The 11959-nt window shown below is 63.3% G+C and carries 9 protein-coding genes; 1 reads left to right on the top strand and 8 read right to left on the bottom strand.

Features of this window, described 5'->3' with window-relative positions:
* Positions 1-645: 645 nt before the first annotated feature.
* The 8 genes from SY1_RS08700 to gltX all read right to left on the bottom strand — a co-directional run bounded on the left by SY1_RS08700 (position 646) and on the right by gltX (position 9034).
* Entirely contained in the window at positions 646-1017 is a 372-nt protein-coding gene (locus tag SY1_RS08700; protein ID WP_208873482.1) for a type II toxin-antitoxin system PemK/MazF family toxin, read from the bottom strand.
* On the bottom strand, positions 1014-1265 hold the full coding sequence (locus SY1_RS08695) for an AbrB/MazE/SpoVT family DNA-binding domain-containing protein (RefSeq protein ID WP_208873480.1): 252 nt from the start codon (positions 1263-1265) through the stop codon (positions 1014-1016). The genes SY1_RS08700 and SY1_RS08695 overlap by 4 nt, the downstream gene beginning before the upstream one ends.
* A 381-nt stretch (positions 1266-1646) precedes the next feature.
* A complete protein-coding gene (locus tag SY1_RS08690) occupies positions 1647-1907 on the bottom strand; it encodes a HEPN domain-containing protein (protein ID WP_279369751.1) in 261 nt (86 codons plus the stop codon).
* A gap of 73 nt (positions 1908-1980) precedes the next feature.
* The gene (locus SY1_RS08685) at positions 1981-2415 is read right to left on the bottom strand and encodes a nucleotidyltransferase family protein (protein ID WP_015556800.1); all 435 of its coding nucleotides are present in this window, start codon (positions 2413-2415) and stop codon (positions 1981-1983) included.
* Positions 2416-2530: 115 nt separating this feature from the next.
* Positions 2531-2776 carry a hypothetical protein gene (locus SY1_RS08680; RefSeq protein ID WP_015556799.1) on the bottom strand — a complete coding sequence of 82 codons (246 nt, stop codon included), beginning with the start codon at positions 2774-2776 and terminating at the stop codon, positions 2531-2533.
* Between the two features lie 350 nt (positions 2777-3126).
* Positions 3127-5541: a DUF3536 domain-containing protein gene (locus tag SY1_RS08675; protein WP_015556797.1), complete on the bottom strand. Its 2415-nt coding sequence runs from the start codon at positions 5539-5541 to the stop codon at positions 3127-3129.
* A gap of 94 nt (positions 5542-5635) precedes the next feature.
* On the bottom strand, positions 5636-7591 hold the full coding sequence (glgB, locus tag SY1_RS08670) for a 1,4-alpha-glucan branching protein GlgB (protein ID WP_015556796.1): 1956 nt from the start codon (positions 7589-7591) through the stop codon (positions 5636-5638).
* A gap of 99 nt (positions 7592-7690) precedes the next feature.
* A complete protein-coding gene (gene gltX / locus SY1_RS08665) occupies positions 7691-9034 on the bottom strand; it encodes a glutamate--tRNA ligase (RefSeq protein WP_015556795.1) in 1344 nt (447 codons plus the stop codon).
* A gap of 190 nt (positions 9035-9224) precedes the next feature.
* Between gltX and SY1_RS12580 the strand changes: the two genes are divergently transcribed.
* Entirely contained in the window at positions 9225-11777 is a 2553-nt protein-coding gene (locus SY1_RS12580) for a DNA polymerase (RefSeq protein ID WP_015556794.1), read from the top strand.
* The last annotated feature ends 182 nt before the right edge of the window (positions 11778-11959 follow it).

Below are 11959 nucleotides of genomic sequence, written 5' to 3'. Positions count from 1 at the left end.
TTAGGGGAGGCAATCCACATTAGACGCGATTTGGTATAAGATAAGCCACTCTCATATTTATCCAGGCTTGGTTAGCCTTCAGCACTTTGCGTCATGATGCGCTAGAATAGAAGGCAGGAGAGGCGCTCAGGACATCGAGCGAAGCTGCTTGGGGCATCCCCCCGAAAGGGGGTGATAGCGTGGAGAGAATAACAAAGCTCGTGCGAGCGTTAGCAGCACTCGCACGAGCCCTCGCCGAACTGATTCGGCTCTTCAAAGCGTAATCCCTCACGTTAGGGCGTAAGTCCGAGGTGGGGAAATCGGCCTCACTTCGGCAGCCCAAGAAACAACCCCGTCCAACCTCTCCTGGGCGGGACTTCATTCATTATTATACCATCAAGCGTTCAGGTCATTATACCTCTGGCGGCATTGTCTTCTATGGCGTCCTCGCGACGGAAGTACCCTCGCAGGGCCTGGATGGACCGTTCCGTCTTCCCCTGCCGGCTCGTCGTCGTGAGAAACCCGGAGCGCAGGGAGTGGGCGGAGAGGTCAAGCGACAGCCCGGCCGCCGCCTGCAGGATGTGATGCTTATGGTTGCCTATGATACCATGAATATTATGGAAGACCGTGAAAACTCACAGGTCCGCCTGGAGGTTCGGAATCCACTCAATCCGGGTCGAAGGGGTCGAAGAGCGTCACAATCCGAGCCAGAACCTCTTCCATGACTGGAACGGAAACCTCAGCGACCTTTCTGCCTCCACGAGATTTCAAATCCAAAACCCTTGGCTGGTCACACCGAATGATGCCGGAGATCGCTTCAGCTCCACTCACATCCTGAGAAGAAAGCGGTACAGCAAAGCCCAGGTTCTGCGAGAAGGCGCTTCCGCCAGCCCCCTGAGTGATGGGTACTACAACAGCAACGTTAGCGGCGTTATTGAAGACGGAAGAAGAAACGACCAAAACCGGCCTTGCCGTTCCCTGCTGTTCATGTCCCGAAACGGGATTCAGGCACACCCGATAGATATCGCCGCGTTTCAAACCAACTCGGCCCCCTCCGCCTCGCCATCCAGCCAGGCAGCGTCACGATCACTGAAATCAGTCATGGAAACAAGCTGCTGGAGCGAGTATTCCGGCGGTCTTTCACAGGGGGTAACGATAATCCGCCCCTTCTGGACTTCCAATCGCATTTCCGTTGCGGGCGTCAAGGACAGTGCTCGCGTTATCTTGGATGGGATGGGCATCATCAGCGAACCTCCCACTTTATGCACACGACTTGTGAGCAACATTCAATCTCCCCCTATCGTTTCGTTTAACTTTTCATGTTGATTATATAACAAAAAACAAAGCATTGCACCACGATGGGGAGAGAGTATGCTTGCCGTACACCACGGGAAAGCCCGCTGCAAAGATCAGCATGTCTCCTGGCTCGGTAATCATCTGGTCGGCGTCCTCAACTGGCCCGGGCAAATGTTATGATCTCACCCGGGGTCCACACTATAGCTGGTTCTTCAGCAGGGCCGTCGTTGACTCAACATCGAGGTCAGCTTGGTTGACCTGAGCAACCTGTTCTTGAGTATCCTACGTCTGTTCCGTGGCCTGACGGCTTTCTTGTTGCTGCTGTTCTTTAATGTGATGTTTTAGCTCTGAGTTAATTCGCCTCGCCTTACCTAAAGCAACTGCTGCATGTTCATTGGTAATCTTTCGGTGATAGAGTAATCGCCTTTGTTTCTATCTGTCTCTAACTGCCCCAAAAACATTTTTAATTCATTTGGAAATATCCCCTCATGGACAAATTTGTCATTGAACAACGAAATGACGCTTCTATGACCTCTTTTTTTGCTCGTCTCCAACCCGTATTGAAGAAAAAGCGCTTTAGTCACGTGAAAAGCAGCGTAATAGGAAGCCCTGACGGATTCTTCTGGGGCTATAACTTACAGATCTTCGGCTTTTTTAAGCTTTCTGTCCGATTTTTCAAGATATAGATCAATCATGACCTTACGATCATCGGCCTCCAGACTCAAACAAAACAACCCCCTCTTCACGAATTGCATCAAATACTGGTTCAAACCTCCACCGCGATATCCCCTTGTACTCTTCAGCAATACTATCAGCTGTCTCTATAAACGGTGAAATATAAACGTAACAATCACTAATACTTGTAGCTGCATCGTCAGCTATGTTACACACTCGTTCCGTAAGTTGAATGTCTGTCCCTTCCTTAAGCAGCACAAACACATCCGTGTCCGATTCCTCATCGAAATCGCCGCGTGCCATCGAGCCGAAAAGGACAACCCTCAGCAGGTTTTCTCCTTCGGCCTCCTTCAGCCTCAGCACAAACTCCTTCAGCGTGTCCTTGACGACCGGCTCCAGGAATGGAAGGCTATCGAGTGCTTCCTGCAGACGCTCCGTATCTCGCTCCAGTACCTGCGCTTCCATTTAGACCACCGCTCTCTTTAAGCAATCTTAATGGCGTCTGCTCTGTATCGATAAGTGCACCATCTTTCAAGTATCCGCTGACGTTCACCAGGCGACCAGTATAAAATCTTCCTCTTCATGAAAGATTTCTCCTGACGGCAAGGCCATACAGATACAAAACGCGGTCGATAAGAGCGCTATCTTCCAACGTAAGTGAATGACGCATGTTCTTTACCTTCTCGTGCTCTTCTTGTAGGACGGAGATTTTTCTCTCATTGACAACACTTTTCCTCCGCTCCTCGGATATCTCACGAGAGAGTATTCCAAGATACTCCATTAAGACGTCTTCAGCCACCTCAAGTTCTACGCTGAGCACTGCCATAATATCTTCCTCCAACTGTGACCTGCCGCATATTCCAAGTCCATCATTCTGTGGACAGTCCTTCGTGATTGAATTTCTACATACGGCTCAATCTCCAGAATCAAACAAAACCACCCCCTCTTCCTTTTGGGGAATTTACAGCAAAAGGGGCATGATAAACGTGAAGGGAAAAGAGACGGCGCAGTTTACGGCGAGGCTCCCCTTCGAGACGCACCGCAAACTGCGTTGTTGAAAGCAATCAAGGCTCATCAAATTCGGGGTATCCTTCAACGCTTCCCTGAAATTCATGGGACCAAGCCCCCCTTCGGGGGGCCTTCCGGCGGCCGTTCGGAAATGCCTCGACCTCCCGTTCAGCTTCCCTTCAAAAACTCCTCCGAGAATTGCAGCTGGCGGCCAAGCGCGAAGATGGCCTCCCTCAGGTCCGCCGGGGCGGCGGAGAGCTCGCCGCGCCAGCGCCGAAGCATCTCGTGGTAGAGGTTCTGCGCGTCGTAGAGGCTCAGGCGCCATTGAAAGCCCTCCTGAAACGTCCGCACCAGGTCCGTCGCGGCCCGGACCTGCTGGAGGTCCAGGGGGTTGCCGCACAGGCGCATCATGCGCGTTTTGAGCCACTCCGAGACGGCGAAGCAGAGCCGGTCCGACCGGAGCGCGATCTGGCGCTGGACCGACAGGGACAGGATGCGGTTCAGGGCCTCGAAGTCCGGAAGGTCCTGTCTCAGGAGGTCCAGGAGGGAGGCGCTCATCACGATCTTCGCCGCGGAGGCGATGATCTCCGGCGGGCGCACCTCCAGGGTCGCCATGTACTCCAGAAGCTGGTCATAGTTCTGCACGATGCTGCGCACCACGGCCTCAATGCGCTGGACGTCCTGCTTCAAGAGCTCGTCCAGCAGGCGGCGTTGGGCGTCGGCAGGGATGTGCCTCAGGGAGTACAGCGTGTAGCCGAAGCGATCGACCATGGCCCTCTCCATGGCGGGAGCAAAGAGGCGCCTCAGCTCCTGCGCCTCCTGGGTGGAGATGGGGCGCATCTCCTTCTCCGGCGTCACGCCGCAGAGGAGGGAGATTCCGCCCCGGTGGTTGGCGGCGAACAGGAAGGCGCCACTCTCCCCGGTGATGCGGGAGGTGACGCGCACCGTCCCCGCGGAGAAGGCGGAGGCGTCCTCCGAACCGTCCCGCAGGATGAGGGTGCTCCCCGCCAGGTTCCAGCACCCCTCCCGGAAGCTCTGCCTGAAGCCCTGAAGGAGGGAGGTGATGCCGTAGTAAGCGGCCAGCTGGGGCATGTCGACGCGCCCCTGTTTCACCAGGAGCTCGTAGACCTTGGCCCCGTTCTTCAGCTCCGGGACGTTGCTGGGGGCCCCGCTCAGGATGTCCAGAAACGCCGGCTCCAGGTCGCGGCCCAGGAACCGGTCCGCCAGCTCCATGGCGTGCGCCGCGTAGCGCATCACCTGCACCGGCTCGATGCGGGACACCTCGTCGAAGAACCAGCCGCAACTGGTGAACATCAGGAGCGCGGCCCGCTGCATCTCCAGGAGGGAGATGGCGCGGACGCGCTCCTCGTCCGTCAGGGAGCGGGAAGCGTTCTGCTTCAGCCAGGCCTCCACGCACTCCGGCGTGCGGTCCAGGATCAGGTCGATGTAGCGATTGCGGGCCTCCCACGGGTCCTTGAGGAGCTTCCCCGCCTCCCGCTCGAAGGGCGCAATGAGCTCGTCCCGAAGCATGTCCATGGCGCGACGCAGGGGGGCGCGCCACCTCTGATGGAATCCGGGCGTCCCCGTGCTGCACCCGCAGTCGCTGCGCCAGCGCTCCACGCCGTGGGCGCAGCTCCAGGAGGAGTTCTCAATGATGCGGACCTCCCAGTCCGGCGGGTAGAAGGCCAGGTACTCGCCGTAGACGGTGAGCGTCGCGTCCCTGGAGCGGTCCACCGTCTCGAGGCAGTAGGCCAGGGCCATGTCCCCATGGTCGTGGTGGTGCCCGTAGGACTCGCCGTCCGTGGCCACGTGGGACAGGAGGGGGAAGCCCCGGTCCGGGTGGGCGTCGATGAGCTGCCGGGCGAAGTGTTCGCCGTTGTCCAGCATCCCTCCGAAGGCGATCTTCTGAGACAGGAGGCCGTCGTAGAAGAAGAGCGCGATGCTGCGGCCCGATGGGAGGCTGCAGCGGTACGGGCGGGTGGTGTCGATGCGGCCGCCCTTTGCGTCCTGCCACACGCCCCCGCCGCAGGGGCGCACGGAGTCCGCCTGATAGGGGGAGAGCACCGTGAAGAGGATGCCGTGCTCCGCCAGCACCTCGAGGGTCTCCGTGTCGACGGCGGCCTCCGCCAGCCACATGCCCTCCGGCCTGCGGCGGAAGCGCTTCTCGAAGTCCGCTATGCCCCAGAGCACCTGGGTCTCCTTGTCGCGTCGATTCGCCAGGGGCATGATGACGTGGTTGTAGACCTGGGCCACGGCGGGGCCGTGGCCTGAGAAGCGGCGCGCGCCGATGGCGTCGGCCTCCAGGATGGCGTCGTAGCACAGCGGGTCGTTCTCCTGAAGCCACGAGAGCAGCGTGGGGCCCAGGTTGAAGCTCATGCGTGAGTAGTTGTTGCAGATCTTGACGATCTTTCCGCTGCCGTTCAGGATTCGGGAGGCGGCGTTGCGGCTGTAGCACTCGGCGGCGATCCTGGCGTTCCAGTCGTGCCACGGCGCGGCCGACTCCTGAAGCTCCACCGTCTCAAGCCACGGGTTCTCGCGCGGCGGCTGGTAGAAGTGGCCGTGAATGCAAACGTAACGAGGCATGGGCAGATTGCAGCTCCTTTCGGAAATAGAAGTACAAGGCTCCCTCGTCCCCGCGGATGGTCGGCCGCGGCCCGAGAGGCGGACAGAGCCCCGTCTACGCCTTTCCCTGGGGTCCTTCGGAGGACGGGGCCCCCGTGAAGTGAAAGACCACGATCGCGAGGGGCGGAAGGGTGAGGGGGAGCGAGCAGGGCAGGTTGTGGCAGGGGATCGTCTCCGCCTCCATCCCCCCCTTGTTGCCCATGCCGCTTCCGCCGTAGACGGTCGCGTCGCTGTTCAGGACCTCGCGCCAAAAGCCGCCGCAGGGGACCCCCACGCGGTAGCCCTCGCGGGGTACCGGCGTGAAGTTCGCTGCGCAGAGAACGTATTCGTCCCTGCGCTCGCCCATGCGCAGCCAGGCGATGACGCTCTGCTGCCAGTCGGTGCAGTCCACCCAGCGGAAGCCCGCCGGGCTGAAGTCCCGCTCATGGAGCGGGGGGTACTGCTTCAGCGCGCCGTTCAGGTCGCGCACCCACTGCTGGATGCCGCGAAACTCCGGCTTGTCCAGGAGGTGCCACTCAAGCGCCGCGTCGTTGTTCCACTCCAGCCCCTGCCCCAGCTCGCAGCCCATGAAGAGCAGTTTCTTGCCGGGGTGCGTCCACATGTAGCCGTAGAGCAGGCGCAGGTTCGCCCGCTTCTGCCACCAGTCGCCCGACATCTTGTTCATGAGGGAGCGCTTGCCGTGCACCACCTCGTCGTGGGACAGGGGCAGCATGAAGTTCTCGGAGAAGGCGTACCAGATGCTGAAGGTCAGCTGGTTTTGGTGCCAGGCGCGGTAGACGCTCTCCAGGCTCATGTAGTCCAGGGTGTCGTGCATCCAGCCCATGTTCCACTTCATGCCAAACCCCAGCCCGCCCAGGAACACGGGCCGCGTGACCATGGGCCAGTCCGTGGACTCCTCCGCGATGGTCTGGACGTCGTGGAACCTCCCGTAGAGCTCGCGGTTCAGGTCCTGGAGCAGGGAGATGGCCTCCAGGTTCTCGCGCCCGCCGTAGACGTTGGGCGTCCACTGCCCCTCCTTGCGGGAGTAGTCCAGGTACAGCATGGAGGCTACGGCGTCGATGCGCAGCGCGTCCGCGTGGTACTGGTCGATCCAGAAGGCGGCGCTTGAGATGAGGTAGCTGCGCACCTCGTTGCGGCCGTAGTTGAAGATGTAGCTGCCCCAGTCGGGGTGGTAGCCCTTGCGCGGGTCCTCGTGCTCGTAGAGCGCCGTGCCGTCGTAACGGGCCAGGCCGAAGTCGTCGGTCGGGAAGTGGCTGGGCACCCAGTCCAGGATCACGGCAATGCCGCTGCGGTGCAGGGCGTCCACCAAGGCCATGAAGTCCTCCGGCGTCCCGTAGCGGCTCGTCGGGGCGAAGAAGCCCAGCATCTGATACCCCCAGGAGCCATAGAAGGGGTGTTCCATCACGGGCAGGAACTCCACGGCCGTGAAGCCCATGTCCGTGCAGTAGGCGGGGAGCTCCTCCGCCATCTCGCGGTAGGAGAGGGAGAGTCCGTTGTCCCAGTGGCGCCGCCAGGAGCCCAGGTGGACCTCGTAGACGGACCAGGGGGCGGAGAGGGAGAGGTTCTTCGGCCGGGCCCGCATCCAGTCGCCGTCGCCCCATTCGTACTCCGGCCAGTGGACGACGGAGGAGGTTCGGGGCGGCACCTCGAAGGAGCGCGCGAAGGGGTCCATCTTGTCCTTCTCCTCGCCGCGGCTGTTCCTGAGGTGGAACTTGTAGAGGTCCCACCTCTTGAGGCCGGGGATGAAGCCCTCCCAGATGCCGCTCCCGTCCCAGCGGGGGGAGAGCGGGTGGGCGCCGGGGGTCCAGCCGTTGAAGCTGCCCACCACGCTGACCTCCTGGGCGTTGGGCGCCCACACGGAGAACGCCACGCCCTCCGTCCCGTCCTTGTCCGCAAACCTCTGGGCTCCCATCTTGTTGTAGAGGCTGTAGTGGGTCCCCTGCTTGAACAGGAAGATGTCGTAGTCGGTCAGGGGGGAAACACCGTAACGCACTGCGTTTTGCTGTTTCATGGCCGTCTCCTTCCTCGTTTTCGGACAGCTGACAGCGGCCTGCGGAGGAACAGCTGTGCCACAGACCTTCTCTTAAATCCCGCTGGGAACGGCCTTGCGTTAAATCAACCCATAGTGGGACAGGCGCCGCTTCACCTCGTCCCGTCCCAGGTGGACGGCCACGTCGAAGATGCCGGGGCTGACCTTCATGCCCGTCAGCGCCCAGCGCAGGGGCATGGCGTAGTCCTTCATCTTCACGTTTCGCTCGGCGGTCCAGCTCCGCGCAAAGGCCTCGAGGCCCGCGGGCGTCCAGTCGGACAGGCTCGTCATGGCGGCGAAGAACTCCTTCAGCAGCCCCCGCTCGTCCGCCGTGAGGGCACTGCCGTCCCAGCGGGCCTTCACCGGCTCGAAGGACAGGAAGTAGTCCGTGAACTCCGCCATCTCCCTGGCCGTGCGGCCACGACCCTCCATCAGGGTGAGGGCCTCCGCCAGCCACTCGTCGCCGTGCTCCTTCACCGGCAGCCCCATGGCCTCCCAGAAGGGGCGCACCATGGCGAGGCGCGTCATGGGGTCCAGCCGCTTCAGGTGCTCCTGATTGATGAAGTTCAGCTTGTCCACGTCCAGCACCGCGGGCTTGCGGGTGACGCGCGACAGCTCGAAGAGGTCCGCGGCCTCCTGGCGCGTGAAGATCTCGTGGTCGTCGCCGGCGAACCAGCCCAGGAGCGCCAGGAAGTTGAACACGGAGTCCGGCATGTACCCCAGGTCCCGATACTCGTAGACGCTCGTGGCTCCCAGCCGTTTGCTCAGCTTCTTCTTGTCCTTGCCCAGGATCATGGGCAGGTGGGCGAAGCGCGGCGTCTCCCAGCCCAGGGCGCGGTAGATGAGGATTTGCTTCGGCGTGTTGGAGATGTGGTCCTCGCCCCGGATGACGTGGGTGATGGCCATCAAGTGGTCGTCCACCACGACGGCGTAATTGTAGGTGGGCATTCCGTCGCTCTTGATGAGGACGATGTCCTTGAGCTTTTCGCTGTCCTTCTCCTTCAGTCCGTCGCTCATGCTCTCGATGCGCCCGTAGACGCAGTCGTCGAAGGACAGGTCCTGTCCCGGCTCCACCTTGAAGACGATGGCCTCCCCGTCGCGGTAGGCCCTGCCCTCGTCCAGCAGTTGCCGGGCGTACTGCCGGTACAGGTCCAGTCGCTCGGACTGGCGGTAAGGGCCGTAGTCGCCGCCCCTGTCCGGGCCCTCGTCCCAGTCCAGCCCCAGCCACCTCATGCCGGACATGATGGTCTCCTCGTACTCCTTGGTCGAGCGGACCCGGTCCGTGTCCTCGACGCGCAGGATGAAGCGTCCCCCCGTGTGGCGGGCCCACAGCCAGTTGAACAGGGCGGTGTGTCCGCCCCCGATGTGCAGGGCCCCCGTTGGACTGGGCGCAAAGCGCACCCGCACGTTTTTGTTCTCCGTCATGATCCTTCCTCCAATGTCCACAGCGTGGATTCGGCACGGCCGACCCGGCGGCGCTCGTGGCCGGATGCGGCGGATATCCTCTATAATGGTATCTCAAAAGATTATAGCGCAAGTGGGGAAGGGCCGTGAAGCCCCCGACGGGAGAGGGCCGATCCCCGAAAGCGCTTTGGACGGAGGGCTCTGGGGTTCGATGCACGACAGCATAGGCGACAGGATAGACGAGAGGATCGACAAGGGGCGGGACAGGCTCCTGATCGTGGATGGGCACGGCCTGGCGTACCGGGCCTTTTACGCCATGGAGCGTCAGGAGCTCAGTGCGCCGGACGGAACGCCGACGGGCGTGCTCACGGGCTTCATGAACATGCTGTTCTTCGCCGAGGAGAGGGTGAAGCCCCGCGCCGTGGCCGTGGCCTTCGACGCGCCGGGCCCCACCTTCCGCCACGAGATGCTGCCCCAGTACAAGGCCACGCGCAAGCCAAGCCCGGAGGAGTTCAAGGCCCAGGTGCCCCTGCTTCAGGAGCTGCTGCGCCTCATGGGGTACCCCCTGCTGATCCAAAGCGGCGTGGAGGCGGACGACGTCATGGCCTCCCTGGCCCTGAGGGCGACGGAGAAGGGGTGGCAGGCGGTGCTCCTTTCCTCGGACAAGGACCTGATGCAGGTTCTGGGGCCGGGAGTCCTGATCATGCGGCCCCTCAAGAGCGGCGTCTCGTCGGCCGAGATATACAGCGCCGCCGACTTCGAGGCGGAGAAGGGATTCTCCCCCTCCTCCGTGCCGGACTACCTGGCCCTGCTGGGCGACAAGGCGGACAACGTGCCGGGGGTGGCCGGCATCGGCGAGAAGACCGCCGGGGAGCTGATCTCCCGATGGACAACGCTGGAGGCGGTCTTCGACGGGCTGAGCGAGGTCCGGCCCGCCGTGCGAAAGAAGCTCGAGGCCTCCGGCCTAGAGGCAGCCCAGCGGTCCCGCGACCTCATCCGCCTGCGCCTCGACGTTCCCCTGGACCTCGATCGGTGCCTCAGTGCCCCTGCGGACCCCGCCGCCGCGCTGGCGCTCACGGAGCGCCTGGCGCTGCGGAAGGTGGCCCGCCACATCATGGCGGGGCCGGGCCCGGCAGTTCCTGCGACGGGGCCGGAGGTCCGGTTCGTGCCCCTGGCGGAGCTGGCGGAGGCCTGTTGTACCCAGGGGCCGTCCGTCCTGGCCATGGCCCCCCTGCAGGACGGGCGGGTGCAGGTCGCCGCGGAGGACGGCAGGGCCGCGGACGGCTCCGGGGAGGAGGCGCTGGCCCTCCTGGAGCGGGTGCGGCCGGCGGAGCTCCTGCTGTACGACGGCAAGGCGATGGCCGCGCGCGGCCTGACGGTCCCGGAGGCCGGAGCGTGGGACCTGCGGACGGCGCACTACCTGCTGCACCCGGACGTCGCCGAGAAGACGTTCCCGTCGCTGATTGCGGAGGGGGAGGCGCCAGCCCCCGCGCTCTTCCGGCTGCGGCAGGGGCTGGACGCGGCCATGACCCGGCACCAGGGGCTGCGCGACGTGATGGAGGGGATCGACCTGCCCCTCATCCCGGTCCTGCTCAGGATGGAGCGCTGGGGCGTGCGCCTGGACCCCTCCCGCTTCGCCGCGCTTCAGGAGGAGCTGGCGGCTCGGATCCGCGCCATCGAGGCCCAGGTGGAGGACATGGCGGGGACGGCCGTCAACCTGAACTCGCCGAAGCAGGTGGCGGACCTCCTCTTCGTCCAGCTGGGCTTCGCGCCGGAGGGGAAGACCAAGGGGAAGACGGGCTTCTCCACCGGCGCGGCCGTGTTGGAGCACCTGGCCCGGCTGCCCGGAGGCGAGGTGCCCGCCCTGCTGCTGGAGCACCGGGAGCTCTCGAAGATGCAGAGCGGCTTCGTGGTGCCGCTTCAGAAGGCGGCGGAGGAGGGGGAGGGCGTCATCCACACCACCTTCGAGCCCGCCCTCACGGGCACGGGACGCCTCAGCAGCCGGGACCCCAACCTGCAGAACATCCCCGCCTTCGGCCAGTGGGCGGAACGCATCAAGCAGGGCCTCGTCCCCGTGCGGGAGGGAAACGTGTTCGTGGCCGCGGACTACTCCCAGATCGAGCTGCGCGTCCTGGCGCACATGTCCAGAGAGCCCCGCCTCGTCGAGGCCTTCCGGAACGGGAGGGACATCCACCGGGAGACGGCCTCCTGGGTCTTCTCCATGGCCCCGGAGTTCGTGACGCCGGAGCTGCGGCGCGTGGCGAAGATGATCAACTTCGGCCTGCTCTACGGGATGAGCGCCTTCGGCCTGGCGGAACGGCTGGACATGCCCCGCGGAGAGGCCTCCATGATCGTGAAGCGCTACTTCGAGGCGCTGCCCGGCGTGCAGAGCTTTCTGAAGGACATCGTGAAGGAGGCCCACGCGGCCGGCTTCGCCCGCACGCTGGCGGGGCGGATACGGCCCGTGGACGAGGTGACCGCGCAGGGCCGGGGAGGGCTGGACCGGGTGCTGGTGAACACCCCCATCCAGGGCACGGCGGCGGACATCGCCCGCAAGGCCATGGTGGACTTCGACCGCGCGTTCCGCCACGACGGGGAGGTGCGCCTCTTCCTTCAGGTCCACGACTCGCTGGTCTGCGAGTGCCCCGCCGCCAGGGCGGAGGAGGTGGGGCATTCGCTCCGGGAGATCATGATGAACGCCGCCACCCTCTCCCTGCCCCTCGAGGTGCAGCTGAAGACGGGAAGCTCCCTGGCGGAGGCGTAGGGCCCTCCCCTGCCGGATTGGGGGGCCTTCACGCCCAACACCCCCTTCGGGAAGCCTTCCGGCAGCCGTTCGCTGACGCTCACGAGCCGTCAGTCCCAGCCCCTGCGGGACCAAAACAACCCCTCAGTCTCGCCCTTGCGGGCTCGCCAGCTCCCCTTCCAGGGGAGCCTGAAAAACGGCAC

The organism is Fretibacterium fastidiosum (genome assembly GCF_000210715.1).
GTDB lineage: Bacteria > Synergistota > Synergistia > Synergistales > Aminobacteriaceae > Fretibacterium > Fretibacterium fastidiosum.
Note: the sequence above shows the minus strand (reverse complement) of the source record. Positions and strands in the feature narration are given on the sequence as shown.

Bases quoted from the DNA above. Each gene is read 5' to 3' on its own strand.
- SY1_RS08695 (WP_208873480.1), bottom strand. From the start codon at position 1,265: ATGTTGCTCACAAGTCGTGTGCATAAAGTGGGAGGTTCGCTGATGATG.
- gltX (WP_015556795.1), bottom strand. From the start codon at position 9,034: ATGACGGAGAACAAAAACGTGCGGGTGCGCTTTGCGCCCAGTCCAACG.
- SY1_RS08685 (WP_015556800.1), bottom strand. From the start codon at position 2,415: ATGGAAGCGCAGGTACTGGAGCGAGATACGGAGCGTCTGCAGGAAGCA.
- SY1_RS08680 (WP_015556799.1), bottom strand. From the start codon at position 2,776: ATGGCAGTGCTCAGCGTAGAACTTGAGGTGGCTGAAGACGTCTTAATG.
- SY1_RS12580 (WP_015556794.1), top strand. From the start codon at position 9,225: ATGCACGACAGCATAGGCGACAGGATAGACGAGAGGATCGACAAGGGG.
- SY1_RS08675 (WP_015556797.1), bottom strand. From the start codon at position 5,541: ATGCCTCGTTACGTTTGCATTCACGGCCACTTCTACCAGCCGCCGCGC.
- glgB (WP_015556796.1), bottom strand. From the start codon at position 7,591: ATGAAACAGCAAAACGCAGTGCGTTACGGTGTTTCCCCCCTGACCGAC.